This window comes from Chengkuizengella marina, from assembly GCF_009910845.1.
In the GTDB taxonomy this organism is placed as follows: domain Bacteria; phylum Bacillota; class Bacilli; order Paenibacillales; family KCTC-33759; genus Chengkuizengella; species Chengkuizengella marina.
In genome coordinates this window covers 1-25,564 of record NZ_SIJB01000014.1, presented here as the reverse complement: position 1 = coordinate 25,564, position 25,564 = coordinate 1, and the positions used below count along the sequence as shown (strand labels likewise).

At 33.3% G+C, this 25,564-nt stretch carries 14 protein-coding genes and 1 pseudogene; 1 reads left to right on the top strand and 14 read right to left on the bottom strand.

The genetic code is table 11. From position 1 onward, the window contains the following. The 8 genes and pseudogenes from ERL59_RS05725 to ERL59_RS05690 all read right to left on the bottom strand — a co-directional run bounded on the left by ERL59_RS05725 (position 1) and on the right by ERL59_RS05690 (position 11,014). Positions 1-1,674, bottom strand: coding sequence for a long-chain-fatty-acid--CoA ligase (locus ERL59_RS05725; protein ID WP_160645231.1), 1,674 nt, complete (start codon positions 1,672-1,674; stop codon positions 1-3). Positions 1,675-1,757: 83 nt separating this feature from the next. Next, positions 1,758-2,738, bottom strand: coding sequence for an electron transfer flavoprotein subunit alpha/FixB family protein (locus ERL59_RS05720; protein WP_160645230.1), 981 nt, complete (start codon positions 2,736-2,738; stop codon positions 1,758-1,760). Then, on the bottom strand, positions 2,731-3,501 hold the full coding sequence (locus ERL59_RS05715) for an electron transfer flavoprotein subunit beta/FixA family protein (protein ID WP_160645229.1): 771 nt from the start codon (positions 3,499-3,501) through the stop codon (positions 2,731-2,733). The genes ERL59_RS05720 and ERL59_RS05715 overlap by 8 nt, the downstream gene beginning before the upstream one ends. A gap of 294 nt (positions 3,502-3,795) precedes the next feature. Beyond that, positions 3,796-4,434 (bottom strand): GDSL-type esterase/lipase family protein, encoded by a 639-nt coding sequence (locus ERL59_RS05710; RefSeq protein WP_160645228.1) that lies wholly within the window; start codon positions 4,432-4,434, stop codon positions 3,796-3,798. 626 nt (positions 4,435-5,060) lie between these two features. Then, the gene (locus ERL59_RS05705; RefSeq protein WP_160645227.1) at positions 5,061-5,846 is read right to left on the bottom strand and encodes a TIGR00266 family protein; all 786 of its coding nucleotides are present in this window, start codon (positions 5,844-5,846) and stop codon (positions 5,061-5,063) included. 515 nt (positions 5,847-6,361) lie between these two features. After that, the gene (locus ERL59_RS05700; RefSeq protein WP_160645226.1) at positions 6,362-8,134 is read right to left on the bottom strand and encodes a methyl-accepting chemotaxis protein; all 1,773 of its coding nucleotides are present in this window, start codon (positions 8,132-8,134) and stop codon (positions 6,362-6,364) included. A 177-nt stretch (positions 8,135-8,311) separates the two neighbouring features. Beyond that, entirely contained in the window at positions 8,312-9,058 is a 747-nt protein-coding gene (locus ERL59_RS05695; protein ID WP_160645225.1) for an N-acetylmuramoyl-L-alanine amidase, read from the bottom strand. A gap of 739 nt (positions 9,059-9,797) precedes the next feature. Further along, positions 9,798-11,014: pseudogene (locus ERL59_RS05690) on the bottom strand (IS110 family RNA-guided transposase). Between the two features lie 851 nt (positions 11,015-11,865). Here ERL59_RS05690 and ERL59_RS05685 point away from each other — a divergent pair. After that, on the top strand, positions 11,866-13,380 hold the full coding sequence (locus ERL59_RS05685) for a thiol-activated cytolysin family protein (protein ID WP_407925683.1): 1,515 nt from the start codon (positions 11,866-11,868) through the stop codon (positions 13,378-13,380). Between the two features lie 386 nt (positions 13,381-13,766). On the opposite strand, the gene ERL59_RS05680 is transcribed toward ERL59_RS05685, so the two are convergent. The 6 genes from ERL59_RS05680 to ERL59_RS21395 form a co-directional block, all read right to left on the bottom strand. Next, positions 13,767-14,219 (bottom strand): hypothetical protein, encoded by a 453-nt coding sequence (locus ERL59_RS05680; RefSeq protein ID WP_160645224.1) that lies wholly within the window; start codon positions 14,217-14,219, stop codon positions 13,767-13,769. Between the two features lie 79 nt (positions 14,220-14,298). Beyond that, positions 14,299-15,039, bottom strand: a complete 741-nt coding sequence (locus tag ERL59_RS05675) for a peptide ABC transporter permease (RefSeq protein WP_160645223.1) — start codon at positions 15,037-15,039, stop codon at positions 14,299-14,301. A 178-nt stretch (positions 15,040-15,217) separates the two neighbouring features. Further along, on the bottom strand, positions 15,218-15,706 hold the full coding sequence (locus ERL59_RS05670) for a hypothetical protein (protein WP_160645222.1): 489 nt from the start codon (positions 15,704-15,706) through the stop codon (positions 15,218-15,220). 519 nt (positions 15,707-16,225) lie between these two features. Further along, the gene (locus tag ERL59_RS05665; RefSeq protein WP_160645221.1) at positions 16,226-16,576 is read right to left on the bottom strand and encodes a hypothetical protein; all 351 of its coding nucleotides are present in this window, start codon (positions 16,574-16,576) and stop codon (positions 16,226-16,228) included. Between the two features lie 9 nt (positions 16,577-16,585). After that, complete coding sequence (locus tag ERL59_RS05660; protein WP_160645220.1) at positions 16,586-21,367, bottom strand: RHS repeat-associated core domain-containing protein; 4,782 nt, start codon at positions 21,365-21,367, stop codon at positions 16,586-16,588. Positions 21,368-21,492: 125 nt separating this feature from the next. Then, on the bottom strand, positions 21,493-25,564 hold a 4,072-nt coding region (locus tag ERL59_RS21395), incomplete at its 5' end, for a S8 family serine peptidase (RefSeq protein WP_160645219.1).

Sequence of the window (25,564 nt, the reverse complement as noted above, 5' to 3'; positions counted from 1 at the left end):
TTAAGCTAATTTTTCCTCTTCTTCTTCTTTTAACTTTCTGCGTAATATTTTACCGACCATGGACTTAGGCAGTTCATCCCGGAACTCATAAATTCTAGGCACTTTATAGGCAGCAAGCTTGGAACGACAGTATTGGTCTAATGCCTCCTCTGAAATAGTGAATCCTTCTTTTTTTACAATATAAGCCTTGACGGTTTCCCCTCGATATTCATCAGGAACACCTAAAACAATTACTTCTTTCACTACAGGGTGTTCGTATAAAACTTCCTCAACATCTCTTGGATAAATATTGTATCCACCAGCAATGATGAGATCCTTTTTCCGATCTACAACGTAGAAATAACCATTTTCATCCATATATCCCATGTCCCCAGTGTATAACCAGCCGTCTTTTAAGGTAACAGCCGTTTCTTCTGGTTTGTTCCAATACCCTTTCATAATTTGTGGGCCTTTGCCGATGATTTCTCCTAATTCACCTGATTTCACTTCTTCACCTTCTGGATTAACTACTTTGCATTCTGTATCTGGCCATGGAATACCAATACTTCCATTCACACTTTTACCCCATACTGGATTCCCACAAATGACAGGCGAGGATTCAGACAGGCCGTACCCTTCCACTAATTTTCCACCGGTTAGTTCTTCAAACTTAGCTTGTGTGGTTAAAGGTAATGGAGCCGATCCACTGATACAAAACTTAATGGAAGACAGATCTGTTTCGGTTACTTTAGGATGATTTATAATTCCTTGATATAAGGTTGGAGCGCCTGGGAAAAATGTTGGCCTTTGGGTTTTGATCGTTTTCATCATGACATCAATATCAAATTTAGGAATTAAAACCAGTTTAGCTGCATGTGCGGCTGCAAAAAGCATACAAATGGTCATCCCATACACATGGAATAATGGGACTACAGCTAAGACCGTTTCTTCTCCTCTTTCCGTTTTATATGCCCAAGCCTGACATTGCGTTACATTAGCTACTAAATTTTTATGAGTTAACATGACACCTTTTGGTGTTCCTGTTGTACCACCCGTGTATTGAAGAACAGCTACATCTTCTGGATTATTAGGGTCTTCCACAGGTGTGGATTTGGCATTTTCCATAAATTGATGTAAAGTTTGAATCGGCTCTTTGCTATAATCGATATCTACTGTTGGTCCTTTTTTAATTTTTTGAACTAGCGGATATAACATTTTTTTGAGTGGTGGAAGTCCATCGGGTATGCTTGTGGTGAAAATATGTTCCAAACCTACTTTTTCTTTCACAGCTTTTACTCGTGGATAGACCAAATCTAAGCAAAAAACAATCTTAGCCCCAGAATCTGAAAAGTGATGCTCAAGCTCTCTTTCTACATACAATGGGTTGGTTTGTACAACAATACCTCCTGCAAATAAAATACCAAAATAACAATAGACAAACTGAGGAGTATTCGGTAACATGATCGCTACACGATCTCCCTTCTTGACACCTAAATCTTTTAGTCCATTTGCGACTTGATACGAACGAGTGATCAGTTCTTGAAAAGTTAATTCTTTACCGAAAAAATGAATCGCTTTATGATTAGGAAATTGTTCTGCAGTCAATTTTAAGTAATCTGAGATTCGATAGTCAGGATAATCAAGGTGTGGTTGAATCTCCGTTGGATAAAATTTATTCCATGGATTGTTTGGCATCAATACCACCTCTTTTTTCAAATTTTATAAAATCGATCTTTCATCTCTCTATCAAACATGATTCAAGCAATACAGTAATACTTTTATCCTTGATCTTGCAACACTTGCTTAAACTGTTTCGTTAACAATGGAATGACTTCAAATAAATCACCTACAATGCCATAATCAGCAATATCAAAGATTGGGGCTTCTGGGTCTTTATTGATCGCCACTATGATTTTTGAATTCGACATACCTGCCAAATGTTGTATCGCACCTGAAATACCGCATGCAATATATAAATCAGGAGTCACTACTTTGCCTGTTTGACCAATTTGCAGTGCATAGTCACAATATTCAGCATCACAAGCACCTCTTGAGGCACCCACTGCCGCTCCAATCACCTGTGCTAGTTCCTTTAAAGGTTCAAAGCCTGCTGTGCTTTTCACCCCCCTGCCTCCAGCTACAATGATTTTTGCTTCTGATAAATCGACCCCATCCGTAGTTTTTTGGATGACTTCTTTTACAGTCGTTCGAATTTCATCTAGGTTTAATGTCTTCTGTATCTTTTTTGGAGCTTCATGATGATCCATTTTAGAGCATGGTATATTGTTTGGCCGTATTGTAGCAAAAATCTTATCATGAGATACCACCCTCCTTTGAAACGCCTTTCCTGCATAAATCGGTCGGGTAAAAACGATATGTCCTTCACTGATTTCCACATCTGTACAATCCGTAATTAATCCACATCCTAAACGGGCCGCTACACGAGGGGCAAAATCTTTACCTAAAGCGGTATGTGGCATTAAGATGATGTCTGGATTTTTATCTTCAATGATGGTAGTGAACGCTTGTGTATATCCATCGGTAGTATACGTATTCAATATCTCGTTTTCTATGAAAACAACTTCATTTGCTCCATATACAGCTAGTGAATCTGCTAGGGCTTCAGGTTGACTGCCAATTATCACTGCAGTAATCAAACCTCCATCGTTCACTCTTCTTGCGGCTTCTAACACTTCTAAAGATACGTTTCGTAAACTACCATTTTTAGTTTCCGCAAATACCACAACTTGTTTAGCCAATTGTATTCACCTCGTTTTTTAAACATTGGACTAATTCATTCACTTGATCGTCTAATTCCCCTTGCAGAATTCTTCCTGCTTGTCTTTCAGGTGGTAGAGTAATATCTTTGATGTTTGTTTTTGCTTGTATTTGTGTAAGATCAATGGAGAGTTCTTCTGCAGTAACATATTGAATTGGTTTTTTCTTGGCTTTCATAATACCTGGTAACGAAGGGTATCTCGGATCGTTTAAACCTTGTTGTGCTGTAATTAACAGGGGCAGCTTTGCTTCAATAACTTCGATATCTCCTTCTACATCTCTCTGAACCTCAACGTGAGATCCATTCACTTCTACTTTTAGAGCTGCATAAATATGAGGAAGATCCAACTCTTCTGCTAAACGTGCTCCTCCTTGAGCTGCACCATTATCAACAGACATATAACCCCCTAGAATCAAATCGAAATCGTGTTGCTTTAAAACTGCAGCTAATACTTTTGAAGTGGTGAACTCATCACCAAACAATCGCTCATCATCTATTAATATCGCTTTATCTGCTCCCATAGCTAAAGCTGTTCTTAGTGCACTCTCTACACGACTGGGACCAATGGAGATTGCGGTCACTACACCTCCATATTGCTCTTTTAAACGAATCGCTTCTTCTAAAGCGTATTCGTCATAAGGATTAATGATGAATTTCACTCCATCTTCTTTAATCTGATCCTGTTCAATGATGATTTTTTCCTCTGTATCAAAGGTTTGCTTGAGGCAGACCATGATGTTCATACTTCAACCCCCCCATTCTAATATTTGTTTTCATTTATAGTAGAATTGAATCCACTGCTTTTCTCTCATTTTGTTTTATTTTATGGCTGAAATATGAGTATCATGCCATTATGGACTAACTTACTGTTTTGGTCATAACGTATTGTGAGGCATTATTAAATTCATAAGTTGTATTTATATGAATTTACTTTTAATTGGATTAGAAAATATAACTCATTATGTGGTAGCGCTTTCAAATTTAGGCATATATTTAGTGTTTCAGTATTCACTAGCGGTCTGTCCTGCTCATTATATTTATTTTAGAGGCTCGTAGCCAAGATGGTGGAAAGCATTTGCCAGCACATCATAACCTTTGGAGTTGGGATGAACTTGATCAGAAAACAAATATTGTTCTTCATAACCAATATAGGCTTGATAAGCATTCGCAACACGAATATTACCTTTATGAAAACGTTGTATCATATTGTTAAAACGATTCACGACAAACTGTGCATCTAACATTTGAGGTTTAGGATTGTAGAGGTTTGTCATGTTAATCATACAATTGTCTAACCTATTGTCTTTAAACTTTTTGATTAAACTGACAATTTCCCGCATATTTTTTTTAAACTTTTTTAGTGAATCAATCATATGTTTAATTTCTTGATCGGTAAAATACAATTCGGCAGCGCGAAGTAAATCGTTTCCTCCTACCGTAATTGTAATGATATCAGCCTCCTTTAGTTCTTGTTGCATAAATGAATCAAGTGTGATTAACTCCAAAACGTCCTGTGAAGTTGCCCCTGAAATACCTGCATTCGTAAAATGTATGTTTTTGTTTAAATTTTGTTCAAGTAGTGCATGGTACTTATTTGCAAATCCTCTACCCTCAGGTGCACCTACACCAACGGTTAATGAATCACCAATGGCTACATAACAAAGCTCGTGATGCATAAGACTCCTCTCCAATCTAATGATGTTGTTATAGTTTATTCATATAGTTTGTTTAGAATGTTTAAAAAGGAGTCAACATTTTGTGGTGAAAAATGGAGAGTTTTGTCTACATTATTTATTTCTATTATTTCTACTTTTTTAAGTTCATTTCCTGCTTTAGAATCAAAATATTCATATATAAAATATTGGTAAAATGAAAAGAATATATCCCAGAGTTAGGCTGGAAGGAAAAACGGTTTGAGACAATTTTTATTAGGTATTGTGTCGAAATTTGGCATTACATGAAGGGGAGTATTTCTAATACAAGTAAGTGAGCGTTTGTTCGAGATGGAGAAGGTTTCTTTGAGTAAATATATGAAATATTCATAATATTAAAAAATAAGAGGAATGAATGGGCTTAGATGAATTTTTAAGATTTTTGAAAAATAGCGGGAAACAAAGGTCTTATATCACTGTTATTATCCCAGAATATGATAGATATAAGAATCAAATATTAACGTAATAAGATCACGATTTCCCACTATTTTTTATTTTTAGTTAAATACGACAAGAATAAGTCCAAAAAAACCCATTATTCCATGGATAATTTCAATTTTGCCAAGCTTAGAGTACATTCATGTTCGTTATCAATCTCCATCTATCAGTCTTCCTATACCTCCAAGCACACTACCTTCTTCTTTTCTTCCCGTAGCCCCAGATGCGGATACGATTCTATCGGCCATTCGACTAAATGGTAGAGATTGAATCCAAACCGTGCCCGGTCCTCTTAATGTAGCAAAAAAGAGTCCTTCCCCTCCGAATATGGCCGTTTTAATTCCTTTTACAAATTCAATATCATATTCTACATCTTGAGTCATTGCAACCAAACAACCCGTGTCCACTTTTAAAACCTCACCTGGTTGAAGTTGCCTTTTACATACCGTACCTCCAGTATGAACAAAACTCATGCCATCTCCTTCAAGTTTCTGCATGATGAAACCTTCTCCACCGAAGAACCCTGCACCTAATTTCTTTTGCAGAGCGATCCCTACAGATACTCCTTTTGCCGCGCATAAAAAAGAGTCTTTTTGACAAATAATCTTACCACCCATTTCGCTTAAATCCATAGGGATAATTTTGCCGGGATAAGGTGATGCAAAACTAACCCTGCGTTTACCATGACCATTATTCGTAAATAAAGTCATAAACAAGCTTTCACCTGTTAATAATCGTTTCCCTGCTCCGAATAATTTCCCTACTAAACCTCTATCTTGATTCGTTCCATCTCCAAAGATCGTATTCATTTCAATATGTTCATCCATCATCATTAAGCTACCCGCTTCAGCGATGACACTTTCCTCTGGATCTAACTCTACCTCAACATACTGCATTTCTTCTCCTGATATGAAATAATCAATTTCGTGAGCGTTCATAAAATCCCTCATTTCTTTTTAGTTCGGTTATATTTAATAGATTCGCTTTCTTTTAATATATCAAAAATAGTCCAGCCTATCATCAGGCTATTATTGATAATGTGGCTGTCAACTCATAATATAGTGTCTTTAAATATTTTTCCTAACTACTAACTTCCAACTATGGGAAAGCATAATAGAAAGGTATATAGATTCAAGGGCAGGTTGGCGTACTTCCTCATGAGAGGAGGTGATGCTTATGAAAGTACATGAAGCATTATCTTTATTCCTTAATTTGGGATATTTATCCTAACGTTACTTTCTTTTATTGTGGTTTTAATCACCGTAATAAAATAGACCTCCCTTGAGTTAGCCACTTCCGGAGGTCTATTTCTAGAAGACGCCGACTGCCCTTGGGCAATCTTTGTACATTTTAACCGTAGACGTTCGCAGCGTCTGCGGTCTTTTATTATCTTACTCTTATTATACACTAATATTCTTTAATTTAACAATTCAACTATTTTTTAAAATAAAATTTATACTTTGAAATTAGATATGGATTGATTTAATTGATTTACAATATCCATTAATTTCTTTGCTGCATCATCCATATTTTCCATGAGTGCTAATTGTTCTTCTGTTGCTGCTGCTACATTTTGAGATTTACTAAATATCTCATGCGCTGTAGAATTAGAGTGTTCCATAGAAGCCGCAACTTCCTCGGAACTTGCGGAAAGCTCTTCTGTAATGGCAGAAGTTTCTTGAATATGAGTATCAATCTCTTTCACGTTATCTGAGATTTTATGAAAATCTTGACTCACCTCTACCATAGATTGATTACTTTTTTCTGCCTCTTCAACTGCTAACGTCATGTTTTTAGATACCATCGTAATTTCTTTCTGCGTTTCTATGATTAACTTTTGAATATTATCTGCTGATTTTAATGAACTAGAAGCTAGATTTCTAATTTCATCCGCTACTACTGAAAAACCTCGTCCATGTTCTCCTGCTCTTGCTGCTTCAATCGAAGCATTAAGGGAAAGCAGATTCGTTTGGTTTGCAAACCCTGTAATATCATCCATGATAGCGCCTATTTTATCAGAACGCTGATTTAAAGAATCTACAGTTGTAGATAATTCCTGAACCGTATTGTACATAGATACGATCTGATTGTTCAATTCCACAATCACTTGATTTCCTCGATCAGCTTGCTGATCTGTTTTTTGTGAAAGTTCAGAAACAAATGTAGTACTTTCAGCTATTCTTTGTATCCCTGATGCCATTTCTTCAACCGCTCTGCTTGTTTCATCTGTTGTTTTTGTTTGAATTTCTATTCCTTCAGTAATCGTTTGAATATTGTCAGCTACATGATTTGAAGCTGCAGAAGATTCCTGCGTACTTTGTGTTAGTTCTATTGAAGACGTTGCTACCGTTCTAGATTGCTCAACAATACCATGTATTAAATCTCTTAAATTGGAGACCATCACATCCAAACCTTTTACCATTTGTCCCATTTCGTCTTTGGTATACTCTTCAGAAGGTTCTACTAGTAAATTTCCTTCTTTAACATGATCAATTTTCTTAGCAACCCCTTTTATGAGTCTTACATTTTCTTTAATAAAAATTAATCCACTTATCGTGATTAATACAAAGATAACAATGTAAATGATGTAAATCCATATTTTCGTTGTTTGGTTTGACGCATGTATTTCTTGAATGCTATTTTGGGCATACCCGTTTAAGATATCACCAGATATCTTTAACTTTTCTCTCCCTCCTTCAAAATATGGAAGTGCCATAAAATACAAATCATATGTAGGGTTCTCTACATCTGTAATTCTTGCCCAGGATTCAAATTGCGTTTCGAATTCGGAAAGATATTTTTTAATTGTATTCTTATCACTAGATGATTCCGGATTATCAGCTGCTTCCCCTAAAGATGTACTTGCTAAGGTTAAATCTTCTAATTGATACTTTGTAATAATCGAAATCGCTTCATCCACTTTTTCATTGGCATTGGCTATCTTTGTCTTCACTTCTTCACGTAATTCTCCCTTATTTAAAGTTTCTTTTCTTGTTAAAGACAGATAAGCTACCAATGCTTGATACAGATCTTTATCTGCATCTAAAATCAGTGTGTTCGTTTGAAATGAAATATCATACAAAGTTTCTGTAAGTTTATTTTCATTCTGCTGATTTAGATTCAATAAAAAAATGGAAGACACTAATCCAAGAATGAGAGGAACCCCAAATATCAATAATAACTTCTGACTTGTTGACATGTTTTTTGTTAATTTTATGAACAACATTTAACCACTCCTATGGATTATAATCGTAAACTATGTACCCTATTTTATATCGGCTGAATCTATAAAAAATTTTAATTCAATTTGTAAAAAAATTGAAAACCAGTAGAATAAATGTCATAGAAATCCCTTTCTCCACTGGCTTTGTTAAACTATTTATTTGAAAGAAAAAATTATTTTTTAATTATAAATATGATATTCAAACCTTTGTGAATCCCATACTATCTTGGCACCAAATGATTCTCCAATAAGACGCAGGGGCACATAAGTTGTATTGTTAATTAAAAAAGAATCGAGTGTCACTCTTTTTCCGTTTAAATTTCCATTTATTTTTCTTTGTACGTTAGGGAGCTGTTGATTAGGTGATGTATATTTATGACCAATAAAAGTAGTAAAGGTCTTTACTACTGCTTCAGCATAATCTATCCAATGATTTTGCAACTGTTCCACATCATCTAATTTACTATCAGCAAAACCATACTCTATTATTGTGGTATGAACATTACCAGTTTCTCTATGCATAAAATAATAGTCTTTTGTCCGATCTGTAGTTAATCTCCTTGAGAATACTCTGCGAAGGTTTTGTCCTTTATCCACGATGCCTTGCGCTAATTGTTTTGCTAAAGTAGGATCATCAAAAATAGAGTAAATGGTTTCAACACCATCCCCGCCACCAGCATTAATGTGGTTGCTAAAACAATACTTTGCACCAGATTCTCGCACCATTCTAGCACGTTCTACGGAACTAATTTTTATATCTTCCATACGAGTCATAGTGATTGGAACACCCAACTGCCTGAATCGATCATATTGGTATAATGAAATCTGTAATGCTAAATCTTTCTCTTTCCATAAGTGATTGGTTCCACCACCAGGATCATTTCCACCATGACCAGGATCTATGATTAATATAGGATCTATTATCATCACCTCCTTATATTATCTTATGTTTTGCTAGTCATGATTGACATGGACAATCACCTGTTTTTAAGCGTCTATTTTTTTCTACATACGAAAAAAGGCGCCTATTATTAGCGCCTTTAGATAACATAATCAATTTTTTAAAACAATTAAAATACTAATATATGGTATATGTTTTGATATTATCCTTCCAAAAAAAGAAATAAAGCCGCCCTTGTTCCCAACCAGACGCGGCTTTACTACAAATTAACGAGCCAACTGCCCTTAGGGCAATCTCTTGTTCATTAAACCGTAGGCGTTCACAGCGTCTGCGGTCTATTATTATCTTACTCATATAATATTCTCCAATTTAACAATGTAACGTTATTCATTTAATCATCTTTGTTTCACTCCTCATTTTAATTTCAAGAAAGCACTTTGTTGATAAATATTGCCACATAACGTTTCCAAATGTATAATATAAGTAAGATATTGAATATAATAATAAAGAAATCCCGAAGGTGCTCCAACACCTACGGGGATATAAGTACAATTTATAGTCCGTTGAAAAACGGAAGGCTCAACCTATTGAAAGACCGTGCCTTTTAGTGAAGAGAGCGGTCTTTCTTACGATTAGTCAAGTATATCTTAGAATTAATAGGAAGATGAATTTATTTTAAAAATTTAATTATTTATTAGAACACAAATAGACCTAGCTGGATTATTTTTTTTACTAGGCTAGTTTATGTTAAAATTAATTATGTAACTATGATGAGGCGGCATACCTGTAGTCATAGTTTATATTATGTGTAACAAGATAGAATACAGTCTTTAACAGTTTGTTTACACATGCGATGGATGCAACCTTGTGACACTTGTTATAGGGTTGCGTTTTTAATTTGTCATAGTAATCTATGAAGTGATTCTGACCATTTCTCCTTAACTTAATCATATTTTGAATAATAATGTATAATAGCTTCCTGAGATGTCAATTTCCCCGTTTATTGATTTTATCTTTAAAAAAAGACTTTCCAGATTGAAAACGACGGATATCAATCCCTGCATACGCATTGAGTTGTTTATGATTATGGAATCGTCGAATATCACCGACTTCAGCTATAAGACGGACAGCAGTATTGAATCCGATACCTGGAATACTTAGGATCAAGTTAAACTCTTCTAGGGAATGAGCTAACGATGTCATTTTTTCGATACACTCTTCTTTTTGGAAAAGTAGCTCTTGGTAACGCTTCGCATAAGATTTTACTTGGTTACAAAGTACATTTATTTTAGATACTGCTGGATAAGAAAGCTGTGCTGCCTCGATCAATTCTATCGCTTTATTTTCAGCAGATTTCTTGGACATTCGTTTGTTGGTATTAGCTAGAATTCGATTTTTAATTATCGTTTTAGAACTAATACGAAATCTGGATGAGGATAAAGTTGGACTACGTTTAAAAATAATGCAGACTTCTTTGTAAAGATTTGTTCGAGTTCGGGAAAGGTTTCCTGAATCAGTTTGTGCATTCGATTTCGAACAATACTCAGTTCATCATCCAATTCATCATAATATCTTGAACATCTTTTTAATTGATGGTATACCTCGTTTTCAACGGTATACTCCCTTCTCTCATGAGAAAAATGAGTAAGAGCAAGCTGATGAGCATCACTCCGATCTGTTTTATGAATGCGAAGAGCACTACACTGTATTTTTGATTCTAATGGATTCAATAGACAATAAGAATATCCATTTTCCTGCATAAAACGTTCAAGTTGTCTAGAATAGACACCTGTAGCTTCGAATACGATTTGTGGTTGTTCCCCATCTCTACTGATTAAATCTTCAATTGTCTTTTTTAACTCCAAAAATTCAGGACGATTATGTTTTATTTCTTTTTCCATGACACATGTTTTCATTGGATTATATACGACCATATAACTTTTCCCCATACTCACATCAAAAGCCATTACATGTTGTTTCATTTCTAGTCTCCTTATATTGATTTGAAGCTTCACTCTATCCTTATCGATTCCCATTTCTTATACACGATCTCAGTGGATCCAACATACTTAAACCTGATTCAAATAAGGGTAGTGAAGTAGACCTGTTTTCGTCACGGATTCAGATCCCTAGACCGCCTCGATCTATTCTTCACTTCTACTATATAAAAAAATAGTAGTGCGAACCAATGCCTTGGTCTGCACTACTAATCTTAGTATGTTTTCGTCTTTTCTTACGACGAAAATCTAGAATTAACCTTGTTATATTAACCAACAAGTTTAAAAATTCTATGATCATGGCATCACCTCCAATCTCTTGAAAAATAAAGAGAAATTTGGTTTCAGCCTACCGCTCTCGCCAAACTATTTGTTGTACATAGTTATATTATACCATTTTTTGATAGAATTAGGGTGTAATTAAGTGTGTAATAAACAAAAACCTAAGCCCAGATCATACTGAGCTTAGGATGGTTACGGATGGCGTTTATATCAAAAATCTTTTGGTTAGGGCATAGATATAAATATCGAATAGAGCGTAGTGTTCAACATAAAATACTTTCATTAATGCATAATTATTCCAAATATTTTTGGATTTTGGGACAAGAATTTATATCTTGGTGTAACGTTCAATGGTTTAAGGTATTATCATTACTTATTTAGAAGGCATGTTTTGTAGGTTAATAGATTCATAGTACCTTCTTTTTGTCATTGGAGATGGCGACCTTCGTAAGTTCTTTAAAAAGTCACAAATCTATCAAAACTTGATAGTTATAAATTTTAAATGTATATATATTCTATTTATGCTATAATATAGAAATATAATTTAGAAGGGAGTGTTCTTTTTGAAAATTAAAAAAATGATTAGTCTTATGGTTTGTTTTTTTATGAGTCTAAGCATCATGAATTATCCACTTATTTCTTCTGCAGAAACAAATAACTCGATTGACATTGATACTGGGATAGCGAATTTAAACTATAATAGCAGCAGTATTTTAGCAGTAAATGGTGATAAAGTTGAGAGTTTTGTTCCAAAGGAAGGTATTTATTCAGATGGTAAATTTATCGTGATAGAACGTGAGAAAAAATCACTTACAACTTCACCTGTAGATATATCGATTATAGATTCTATGGCTAGTCGTTCTTATCCGGGAGCATTACAACTGGCAAACGAGGCTTTTACAAATAATCAACCTACTGTAATAAGTTCTAGTAGAAAGCCTTTGAACATTAGTATAGATTTACCTGGGATGAGAGATGAGAATACGATCACTGTACACAACCCAACATATGGGAATGTTGCTGGAGCCATAGATGAGTTAGTATCTATTTGGAATGAAAAGTATTCAGATACCCATACCATCCCTGCTAGAATTCAATATGCAGAATCTATGGTATATAGTAAATCTCAAATCGCAGCTGCTCTTAATGTGAATGCTCAAGTTCTTGATAGTTCACTTGGAATAGATTTTGATGCTATTTCAAATGATGAAAAAAAGGTAATGGTTGCCGCATACAAGCAAATATTCTATTCTGTTAGTGCAGAACTAACTAATAATCCATCAGATCTTTTTGATGATAGTGTTACTTTTGAAGAGTTAACTCGTAAAGGAGTAAGCAATGAGGCTCCACCTGTCATGGTGTCAAATGTAGGGTATGGTAGAACCATTTATGTGAAGTTAGAAACGAATTCTAAAAGCAAGGATGTTCAGGCTGCATTTAGAGCTTTACTTCAGAATGCTGATCTTGATCTAGAAACTAGATTAAAGTACCAAGAAATTTTTGAAGATAGTTCCTTTACTGCTGTAGTACTAGGTGGGGATTCAGCAGAGCATAATAAGGTTGTTACAAAAGACTTTGATGTAATACGAAATATAATTAAAGACAACTCAGAATTTAGTCTTAAAAATCCAGCGTACCCCATTTCATATACAAGTATTTTCCTAAAAGATAACTCCATTGCTAGTGTAAAAAACAGTACAGAATATATTGAAACTACATCTACTGTATATTCTAAAGGTAAAATATCACTTGAACATACGGGTGCATATATTGCTAGATTTGAGGTATCCTGGGATGAAATCTCGTATGATAACAATGGAAATGAAGTCTTAACCCATAAAACTTGGGAAGGAAACAATAAAAATCGAACGGCTCGTTATTCTACAGTTATACCACTTCCACCGAATTCAAAAAATATAAGAATTAAAGCAGAGGAACATACTGGTCTTATATGGGAAGGATGGAGAACGGTTATAGATGAATACAACGTTCCGTTATTTAATGAAATAAAAGTTTCTATCTGGAGTACTACATTACACCCGAAGGGTAGTATTAGTTATATTAATTAAAGTTTTATTCTAAATTAAGCAAACGTACTAGTGTAAGCGCTAGTGCGTTTGCTTGTTTTTACACCAAAAGGCTTAATATCCCGTTTTACTCAATTTTAGATATAGTTAATTATGAAAAGTAATATTCGTATAAATGTTCTCTACGTTGAGAGTGTACCTGTAACTAAAAAGATTGTTTTTGTTACAAATGGTCTCAGGAAAATGCGGATCAACATTATAAATTTTAATATAAACAGCCAATATTCTTGAAAAAAATTTGGTAGTTCTAAATACTGCTCTCAAATCTTATGAGAACATAAAAGTTTAATTATTTCGTAAATCTGAGCATACCTAAAAAACTACAAGTTAAGTACATTACTTAACTTGTAATTGAGTATACCTATAAATTATTTAAGCTGTCTTATTGATAGCATCTTATTCTTAAAGTGAATCAAAATACTCGCTTCTGATGCAAATAATACTTCAAAAGATAATGTATTTTCATCTACATCTAAAAGTTCTTCATAAATCCAATCTTCAAAGCCTGAGGAGAAAGAATCTTCTACATAATTCGTTTGTAACTTTGAAACACCTTTAAAATGTAGTTCCCAAATATCTAAGTCATATGATGTTAGTAAAATTTTTATGTTTATTGGATACTTGTCACCATTCATTCCATGTTCTAGTTCAAATTTAAATAATTTATAATCATGAAAAGTTCGATTCTTGAAAAATTGGAAAACTTTTTTATTCAACCTTCCTTCCAATGTATTAAAACGTTCTCTATATTTTAATTGATTACTTTTCCGTATTAAATCTCCTTCAGGGTCTCCATAATTAGTAATTGTATAATATTGCATAATTATCAAATCCTTTCTATGGGAAAACAAGTATAGGAACTACCCTTGAGTGAGTAATTGGTGATTTTAAACTTTAAATTTAGTTATTGTTATCGTTCATTATATTCCATAGCTTTTCCTTATACACTAACCATAGCTTTTCTTTAGCTTTCTTCTTATGGAAATCTAAATTATTGATTAGATTATCAAAATTATAATTTTCTCCTATAATATACACTGGTAATTTAAAATCTCGAACACTAGTAGAAGCTTCTTTGAAATCAATTAACAACCCTTCTGTAGATAATTTGAAAAGGTATTCCCCAACTTCTTTCCTAATCATAGATGTTTTTTTTCTATGAATCTCTTTTAACTTTAGAGGGATTAAATTAGAAATTAATCTTTCATAGGAATTTTGCTCTTTCACATAGCATTTATTAAACCAACCATCATCATGAGCTAAATACACATATTTATTATTTAATGTTTCAAAAAAAGGAGTATTTATTGGTTCTTTCATATGATCAAGATATAAAATATTAGAAACATCTTGTGGATTAAGTAAGTCTAAAGAATTCAATTCTTCAAAATCTATCCAGCTAAATTCACCAAATTTATAAACATCTTCTTTTAATAAATTGTCTAGATCTTCCTTCCTAACGTAATCCATTCTAAGACCATTATGATAATCATTCCCCTCATATTGTGATGACAACAATAGAATATGATTTAAATCTTGACACATTGAATTAACGTATTCATTGAAATCAATTCCTGTTGAATGTATGCATTTTTCTTTAACATTGCTGAATAAATAAACAACGCTTCTTATTTTCTTCATAATATCCCCCTCTTAAAATTTCTTTATTAATAGTATTTAGTCCTTTACGCTAGGAGAAAAACCTTAATCTTTAAAAAATTATTCCTATCAAAATCAATAAAAAGATGACTTCAATAATCGAAATCATCATCTTCTATTAAATATCCTAGTATTACCATTTTATATGTTGCATTTTGTATTATTCTTCATTATAAGGCAAAGGAGATAGTTCAGCTAATTCCTCTTTGGTTTTTTGCCACCAAGCAGAGTAGAGACCATAATATATATCATATGCCCAATAATCTGGTCCTTCATAAAATACCAAATCATCTTCATCAATAATGTCATTACCTTTCCATTTACTTCTTATCCTTCCTATTGCCTCTTCAGTAGAAATACCAAAATCATTTTTCATCGTTCGTACTATTTCTAAACATAATACATATCCATCGGAATTGGTGTTAAAACCAAGTTTACCTTTTGCAATACCCTTATAAATATAATCTGACCAAAACTTAGGATCTTCATCAATTAAAAATACATCTTCTTCCAAAGATAAACCTTTCCAATCTTCATTAATTCTTTGTAGAGCCTCTGTTTCTGAAATGTCGTAATCATGAATTATATTACGTAAAGTTTCTATACATATATGATAAGTTTTTTCATTTGTTAAAAAATTAAAATACACCTTCACACTCCCTCTCATCACTTTTTAGTAATAATTACATTTCCAGAATAACGTAGATTAATAATATCTACTAATTCTTACATTCTTGCTTGGCTATCATAGAATTTTTTCTTGTTTGTTTTGTTCATGATATTATCTTGCCACCCCATCAAGCACTAGTATTTTACTTGGACTAATTGCATAGGAGTTCTCTAACTATTTAATAAACTTTGAAAAGTTAAAATAGAGATTTTTTATATTTAGAAAAAAATGTTGATGGTAAAAATAACACTTTTAAACCTAATTAAAGGACTAATCACAATATTCGTTTCTTACCATGTACTTAATTGGATACAAACATATAATATTTATAGTGTTTGCGTTTAAATTAGAGTGTATTTTGGTGTAGCTTACTACAGAATTATGATAATGCATAGGGATTTTCTTCTGCGAAAAGAAGCCATGAAACGACTTGATTTGTTGTCAATTTCATGGCTCTGAGTTATGTTACAAATTTTTTAGAAATATACAGTACTTACTTTAGTCTCCGATTGCTATCAAACATTTTTTCTTTTGAATTGCTTCGTCACAAAACTCTATAATTGATTGTGCAAAATCTAGTAACTCTTTAATAATGCCATTCTTATCAGATAGACTTTCTAATGTATGTTGAATTATCTGAGCCGCTTCTTTTACAATGGGTATTTCTTCTTGTGATATACACGTATCGCTATATGGATCTAATCCAATAAGAATATCAATTTCAACATTACCCTCAAACATCTGCTTATTTTTAATTAAAAAGTTATGGACTTCCTCTGAATACTCTACAGTATTCTCAGCAAACTCAACAGCATCTATATTAGCTGCTAAAACAAAACTAATTGCCATATATACCTCCTATTTCTTAGGGAATGCTGTTATAACGTTACCAGCTTCATCAATAACTACTTTTAATGTATGCAATTCTTTCCCTTTATTGTCATATCCAATTATCGAGTCAAATGTCTGTTCAAAAATAAATCCTGCTCTATCATTTGTATTAGGTTTAATTACAGAATTTCCTCCTGTGAGCACTTTGTCAATTCCGTCAAGTATATCGAAATCCGAACTAAACTTACTCTTGTAAGAGTAACCAGTTGAACCATAACCATGTCTTTCCAAAATATGATTCTTGTATGTTTTATTATCTAATTTGTAATTTCTTGCAAGGTTCGCTGCCTCATCAATTATACTCGTCTTCTTAGTTACTTTCTTTGTGACAGATTTATAGAGTTTTTTTACACCTGCTTTTGCTAACACAGGTCCTCCACCGATCATATCATAAACAATACTATCATCTTCTCTAATATTCGACGGTTCATGAATGAAGTAATATTTCGCCATTAAAACCCCATTTGAAATCATATATTCTCCATCATGGTCAATATCAAATGTAAATTTACTATTGGGATTACTACATGTCCCAGGATGTGACCATTTACCATCTGGTCTACCATTAGAATCGACTGATTGGCACCAATTTCCCGTAGGGTCATCGTAAATTAACGGATTATTATAAACATACGTATACAAATTCAATGATAAAGGATTACTTATATCTCCTTGATACGTATCTTCATTAATAAACCTTCCATCACTTGGGTCGTACCAACGTGCACGTAAATATTGTAGATTAGTTGTATCATCCCATAGTTCACCTGAATATTGGAATGGATTATGAACCATTTCAATAGATTTTATAGGATTACCCCAAATATCATAGTCATATTGATTTAATCTTGTATTTCCAGTATTGTCTCTTAATTCTACTACATCTCCATGACCATTGCTAAGATAATAATATGAATTTGAATAGGTGTCTTCTGTAGAAACTAATCCATTACCACGAATATATCGTGCTTTTAAACGAGTTTCACCATTTATAACTGTTGCTTCAGCAATAACTACTGTACCGTCATAATAGTATCGAGTCGTTTCTCCATTTTCAGTTCTCTCATATAATAAGTTATCACCATTGTATTTATATTGTACAGTACTTCTATCCACTACAGCTTGAATCAATCGATCGCGATCATCATACGTATATTCTGCACTTAGATCATTACTCATAGAAGTACTAGAAAGCTCTTCTCTATTTCCTCGAGGATCATACGAATAGGTTTCATTAAATTCATCAGATGTTGAAATACGGTTCAATTCATCATAGTCATATTGATTTGATTTCTCATTTTCTGTTTTAGATGTAATGTTACGATTATTATCGTATCCATACTGATATTGATTAATTATCGTACCGTCTTGTTTTTGATGATTTAACGTATCTAAATTTAAACCATCATACGTATAAATACTTTCAACACCATTACGTTGCTCTATCTTTTGAAGTTGCCCATTTGTATAGTATGAATAGGTAGCCTCTGCGTTTTGCAACGTTTTTCCGACTGAACTTAATTGATTATTTTCATCATAATCATAATATAAATTTAGACCAAATGGATCTGTCATTTGAATTCGATTACCTAATTCATCATAGTAATATTGAATATTTCGCCCGTCTGGATAAGTCTTTTTATTTAATAACCCATTATAATCATCATAATCATAAGAAGTTGTTCCAGTAGCATCAATTATGGATAGGTGTTTACCAGATAAATCATACGTAAATCCAATCGTTTCATCTACACTCGTTTTTTCGGTTAAGAAATTTCGATTACTATATTCAAATGTAAATCTATCTCCGTTTCTGTCCACTCTCTCTATTAAGTTACCATTTGCATCGTATGTGTAACTGTCTTCATTATTTTTAGCATCTACTCTTTTAATCATTCTGCCAAGTTCATCAAACTGTTTTTGTAATTGATTGGAATCAGCATAAGTAATTGTAGTGAGATTTCCTACCATATCATAGTCATACTGTGTATGTTCTAATTTTGCATTGATAACACCCATTAATTGGTTTAAAGAATCGTATTCAAATTGAGTCACATTTTCTTTGGCATCAACTGATTCAATGACGTTTCCTAGATCATCATATTGATAGGTTGCTAATACTTTAATTCCATTTGTAAGTTCTTCTTCTTTTATTGTCCTACCTAACACATCAAAAGTGGTACGAAATACATTATTTTCTGGATCAGTACTTGTCACTGTATGTTGAATGTTATCATATTGGGTAGTTGAAGAATATCCATCTGCTTGTATCGTTTCAATATTTCGATCCCAAGCATCATAAATAAATTCCGTGCGATTTCCTAGAGCATCTTCTATCCAGATTTGATTCCCTGCTTCATCATAACCATATTTTTCTTTAGATTTATATACACCATGTTCCATGATGCCAACTTCTGTATTCCATCCTAATGGATTAAATTTTGTAACGGTTTTAATTCCTTCTTCATCTGTTTTGATAATGACATTATCTACATCATCAAAGTGGATTTGAATATAGCTTCCATCTGGATGAATTGCTTTTGTCACTCTACCTAGTGCATCATACTCGTATGAGCTAATATTTCCATTTCCATCGACATATTGTGTGGTTTGTGCAGATGTTATATCATATGATGCTTCAGTAGAAATCGTAGAGACTATACCATCGATATCTGTGACATCCATTGACTTTATCGTCGGGTATGCAAATTGAAACTCTTCATTATATAACATTTGTGAAACAATATCTTTTACATCATTTTTAATTCGTGTTTGTGTTACATTTCCGTATGCATCGTAGTTTTCATAGTTGATTTGTTGTAGTAATTCACCTGTTTCATCATTTTCATAGACTTGCATTTGGGTAATGCTTCCCTGTTCATTTCTCTCAAATACAGTATAAAGGTTCGTTGTATCATTGATAGGTTGATTGATATTTTTCAGTAACTTCGTATCTGTATCATAGCTATTTGTAGATGTTATACCTAGTGGATTCGTTGAACTAATCACATTTCCGTAATCATCATATTCAGTGGATGTGGTCACCATTTCTGAAGTGGTGCTATCTACCATATTCATTGTTTGGCTACTAGTTTCAATTGGTAACCATGATAGACCACGCTCTTCATCATAAGTATATGCTGTTGTTTCTTTTAAATCCCCTGCTTGTGTGGCCACTTCTGTGTTGTAATAAATAGCTGGGTTGGTAGAGTCAATATAATCTTTCTTATAATGGAATGTTGTTGATTTCTGTCCACTATTTAACGTCGTTGAAAATGTTAAATCCTTATTATAGGAACTACTGAGATCACCCATATAAGTAAAACTTTGCAAGTTTTTACTTTCTTCTGTTCCATTCTCATAGAAAACAAGCTCTTCTCTAGTATTAACGCGATAAGCTTCGTTAACGGAACTATTAGAAAGATATCTCTTTACAGGGTTTTCATACGTATAAATACTTTTAGATCCTGTTGGATGAGTTACACCCGTAAGTAAAGCATAGGGGTTGCTAGTATTCGGTGTTGTACTTGTTAAACTGTATTCTGCAGGTTTCAAGTCATAATCGTAAGTTGTTACTCTACCTAATGGATCGATGACTTGGCTTAAAAGAGTCACACTACCTTCATTTATCTTTTTATATGTGACGGTTTTATCACCATATTGAACATACACATTAGATGAAGTACTCGTTATCGTAATCTTATTGCCTATAGCATCTGTAATTGTATGTAAAACAGATCCGCTATACGTAAAATCAATGGTATTTGAATATTCATCTTTTATTTGAATCAATTTACCATTGCTATCAAAATATTGGTTAACTCCATTAATAGATTTCAGTACATACTGTGACCTGGTTCCATCCACTGATACAGATGTGTCAGTTGTAAACGTAAGATCTTTTAATGGGTACCCTACTAGATTATTATCTTTTATTTCATAACTTCCTCCACTTGCTAGTTTCAAATATTTCTTGTCATTGATTTCTTCTATATAGGAAAGGTCCCAGCTCCACCCTTTTCCAAATGGAAATAGTTGATCTTCATAAGTACTTCTTCCTGTTTCCATAGATAACTTATAAAATTGAGAGGAGCCGCTGTTATAGGTTCTAGTTAAAGCAAAAGATAATCCATTTCTTCCAGGTAGAACAAAATCTGTTTCTTGAATCGATAAACTACCGGATAGAGTAGATACTGTTTCATGTTTTAAATCAATAGAATACGGTGCCTCATTAGTTTGTAAATTCACATTATTTAAAGTTTCTTCATCGGGTTCAATCGGTATCTCTTCTTGTAAAATTGAAACTTCATTATTCTTCTCTTTTTTTTCATCCTTATCTTTCTTATCTTCTTTATTCTTTTTTTCTTTCTCATCTTCTTGATTAGGAAGCTCGTTACGAATGATACTTTGAGCATTTTTAGATGGGTTAATAAATTTTGGTTTGATCTTTTTTATGCTATCTTGATAGGTTTTATTGCTTTCCTGTTGATATTTTAACGCTTCTTCAATGTCTTTTAACGTAAATCCTTTATTTAACTCATTTTGGATAAATTCTTGAGTCACATCAAAACGTTTTTCAAGATTCTTTTTGTCCTTTTTTGCTGATTTTAGAGGTTTTTTAACCTCAATGGATTTTGCCTTATCATTCTTGGCATAAACGGATGGAGATAATGCTTGTAAATTAAAGCTGGTTACTAATAAAGTAAAAATTAAAGACAAGATTATAGTTTTAAATAACTTCTTATTCACCTGATTTCCTCCTACTAATTATAAGTACTGTCACTAGTAGTTGATGAAGAAAGTACTCCTCAGTTATATAATTAATTCCACCATCAACTACCATGATTCTTGTATAATTAAAATGAATGATTATTTTAATATTCAACCGTTGTCTGTTTATTGATTAGATTTCCATTGTCATCATATTGATATTGCGTTTCAATATTCATTTGCAGAGGGCTTATTGTAAATGAATAGGCTTCTTCTGAAAAGCTACCATCTATACTGAATACTTCTATATAGTAGGTTTGTCCGCTTTCTACGAAATAATAGAGTTCACTAGCTAATAATCCATTTAGGAGATTCATATTAGCATCATAAACATATAAATGATATTTAGTATTCTCGGGTGACTCAAACGTAATATAATCCACTCCTGTTTGAGTAGGAATGTACGTATAGAAATCCGAATCATTTTCTGAACTAATGGTTGAAGTATAACTGCTATCATAAACAATTGGATATGCAGTACTTACATCATCGTTAGGTTCATATGAAATAGGTAATAGAATATCGTTAACATAACTCCATCCAGACCAATCGTTTCCATCATATACTTGAATCCCAAAATCCCACTCTCCACCTGCTAATTGCGGAGTGGTATGTGTTGTGAGAGATGAAAATACCGTATCAGAAAAATATGACCATGTTTCCCAGTTGTTTTGTGAGCCGATCACTTGATACGCGATTTGTTCTTCTGTATCTATATCGCTATAATTCCATTTAAAAATAACTATATTCTCTGCTAATTGTTGTCCATCATGATGTGAAGTAATGTTTACGTTTGGCAAATGATTTACTTTCACATATACAACATTGGAATTTGGGCTTTCCCCAACACCACTTATTGAGGTTACAACATAATAATAGCTCTCCCCACTCACAACTGTTGTATCACTATAATAAGGATGAATTAGATTTTCTGCTATCGTTACATAAGGACCTTCTAATGTAGAAGAGCGTTTGACATTATAGCTCTCTGCGGATTCTTTCACATCCCATGTAAGATCAACTTTCGAGTCACTTGTCAGAGCCTGTAGATTCATGGGTCTGTTAATACCATATTCTTTTTCTATAATATAATCTGCTAAATTACTCATCGCAATATCTATATCTGAGTTATCTATATACTTACCTTTGCCGTTATTATATTCTATCAAGGATTGAATACTAGATTGATTGTTCTCATTCCCTAAACCAATAAAATCAAAGTTTACTGAATCCATTCCTTCCATGATGAAAGTTGTATCCAATTGATCGTATAGAAATAATCCATAAATACTTCCTTCAGCATCAGTTAAGTTCATTTCATAATCCAAATATTCTATTTCCGGAGTTCTTTTATAAATAGCATCATCATCTTGCATAAGAACACCAGTCTCTTGATTATATAAAGTCTCTCCATCTATAAAAACTCTTATAGATTCTTCAGTTAAATCCTCTGCTATACTTGCATATCTAATGACTTGATCTTCCATATCATGGGCAGCTAACTCTCTATTATATACTTTATCTTCAAAATTACTATTTTGTGCATTTATACTTACATTAAGACTCTCTATGGTAAAATAATTTGGATTTGAAATATAAGTAAAATTCTCATCAGGTTTATTATCAGAATAGGGTTGATAAATTAAGTTCCCTTCTGGAATTAATATAAAATTAGCCCTACCTTTAATACCTCTTGGACTGCTGTGTTCACCATCACTTAAGATGTCATAATACTCTACGTATTCTGTTGATTTATTCACTTCTAAATTCTGTTGGATTGAATCTTTATAAATCATAGCTTCTTGCTCAAAAATATATTCGTAGATATATTCATCACTGATATAGTTTTCTGTATATTCATTAATGAGTTCTCTAGAGTCATATGCCTCTGCTATAAAACCGATAGAATATAAACGTAACTGATCCGGATTAGAGTAAACGACCATATCTCCCCAATCACTATAATCAATACCTGAACCTGATAAATCCATATATGCAGAGCAACTATATTGACGATCTGTACTATCATTATTAGCATCACAAACTATACCACTATATAAAGTAACAATATTTCCATTACTGTCTAATGCCCTAACCTCCATTGTTAATTTATTCGTAGATAAAGTAAATCCTGAAACTTCTTCTACCAAATCCATATGACTCAATACAATGGTGTTTACAGAAGGAATAGAATCAAACCCTATAGAGACTCCATATGTTCCCACATCTCCACTAGTAGTATAATAATTGTTCTTTACAGTAGTACTAACTTTAACTGGGGTTTGTACAAACTTTCCTAATGTATCTGCAGATAAATCTAATCTTATATCTCTTTCTTCTAAAAGAGGAATCAGAACCTCCTGTGCTTTTTCAAGTATGAATTGTTTACTGTAGCCTAAAGGTTCTGTCATTAAAATGAGATCAGTGTCAATGACTCTTGTGATTTTAGTTCCATCCAACGCTGTTATGGAAGTGATAGGTTCTGCAATATTTCCTGAGTAATCTTCTAACCCTTGTATCGTAAATTCAATATCTCCAACAGGATCTTCTTCCGTTACTGTAATGGATGCTACTATACTATGTCTAAAGTATGATATATCGGCTGTTTTTCCCATAATCGTAATTTTCGGATCCTTCATTACTGCTTCATCCAATCCAATTGCTAATTTCACAGTACTTCTTAAACCTGCCTTATCTCCTCCATCACTTGAAGTAATCGTAGAAAACAGGATTTCTGGGGGAGTGTTTGGTGTATAATCACCACCACTAATCATAGGGATTTGTATATCTATCCAGCTATCAACTCCCAATTGACCATAATTATCTCTTCCTACGGCTACTACACTTCCATCACTTTTTAAGCCCACTGTGTAATAGTATCCTGCTGCCACTTCTACAATATCCGTCCAGCTATCAACTCCCAATTGACCATAATTATCTCTTCCTACGGCTACTACACTTCCATCACTTTTTAAGCCTACTGTATGATAGAATGTTCCGGACACTTTTACAATATCCGTCCAGTTATCAACTCCCAATTGACCATAATCATCCCTACCTACGGCCACTACACTTCCATCATTTTTCAAGCCTACTGTATGATAAGATCCTGCCGAAACTTCTACAATATCCGTCCAGCTATCAACTCCCAATTGACCATAATCATCCCTACCTACGGCCACTACACTTCCATCATTTTTCAAGCCTACTGTATGAGAACCTCCTGCCGAAACTTCTACAATATCCGTCCAGCTATCAACTCCCAATTGACCAGAACCATCACTTCCTACGGCCACTACACTTCCATCACTTTTTAAGCCTACTGTATGAGAACTTCCTGCCGAAACTTTTACAATATTTGTCCAGCTATCAACTCCCAATTGACCATAATTATCACTTCCTACGGCTACTACACTTCCATCACTTTTTAAGCCTACTGTATGAGAAGATCCTGTAGATACTTCTACAATATTCGTCCAACTTTCAACTTCCAATTGACCATAATTATCTCTTCCTACAGCCACTACACTTCCATCATTTTTAAGTCCAACTGTGTGATAACTTCCACTAATATGATTATATTTAATTTTATTATAAGTAAAAGGAACAGATGTATTGGTTATTAAATTTAAGTTTATTGATTCTATAGCTTCTTTATCATTTAACAAATATTCTTGATCTTCTTCAGGTAAATCTAATAATTCTTCTTCATCTACTTGTATGTCATTCAATAGTTCTTCTTCAATAATCTCCTCATCTATCTCATTTGATTCCTGTATCTCTTGAAGTCCTTCTTGTATTGTTACTAGCCCATGTCCATATTCAGACATATCTCCTAAAGATACAGCTGAAGCAAATAATTGATTCTTAACATCTTCAGAAGTTAGTTTTTTATCATTAGCCCACAATACTGCTGCTGCTCCTGTTACATGAGGTACAGCCATTGATGTCCCAGACATTTCACCATATGTATTGTCATTTAAAGTACTTAATATCGATGTTCCTGGAGCCACTAATTCTAATTCTGAACCTGTACTAGAGTATTCTGCTCGTTTTAAGTTTTCATCAACAGCACCAACAGATATGCTTTCTGGATATCCTGCTGGAAAGATTAAAGTTTCTTCCCCTAATCCTAAGTTCCCTGCTGCTGCAATTACTAAAATACCTGCATCTGTA

Bases quoted from the DNA above. Each gene is read 5' to 3' on its own strand.
- ERL59_RS05725 (WP_160645231.1), bottom strand. From the start codon at position 1,674: ATGCCAAACAATCCATGGAATAAATTTTATCCAACGGAGATTCAACCA.
- ERL59_RS05715 (WP_160645229.1), bottom strand. From the start codon at position 3,501: ATGAACATCATGGTCTGCCTCAAGCAAACCTTTGATACAGAGGAAAAA.
- ERL59_RS05710 (WP_160645228.1), bottom strand. From the start codon at position 4,434: ATGCATCACGAGCTTTGTTATGTAGCCATTGGTGATTCATTAACCGTT.
- ERL59_RS05705 (WP_160645227.1), bottom strand. From the start codon at position 5,846: ATGAACGCTCACGAAATTGATTATTTCATATCAGGAGAAGAAATGCAG.
- ERL59_RS05700 (WP_160645226.1), bottom strand. From the start codon at position 8,134: ATGTTGTTCATAAAATTAACAAAAAACATGTCAACAAGTCAGAAGTTA.
- ERL59_RS05695 (WP_160645225.1), bottom strand. From the start codon at position 9,058: ATGATAATAGATCCTATATTAATCATAGATCCTGGTCATGGTGGAAAT.
- ERL59_RS05680 (WP_160645224.1), bottom strand. From the start codon at position 14,219: ATGCAATATTATACAATTACTAATTATGGAGACCCTGAAGGAGATTTA.
- ERL59_RS05675 (WP_160645223.1), bottom strand. From the start codon at position 15,039: ATGAAGAAAATAAGAAGCGTTGTTTATTTATTCAGCAATGTTAAAGAA.
- ERL59_RS05665 (WP_160645221.1), bottom strand. From the start codon at position 16,576: ATGGCAATTAGTTTTGTTTTAGCAGCTAATATAGATGCTGTTGAGTTT.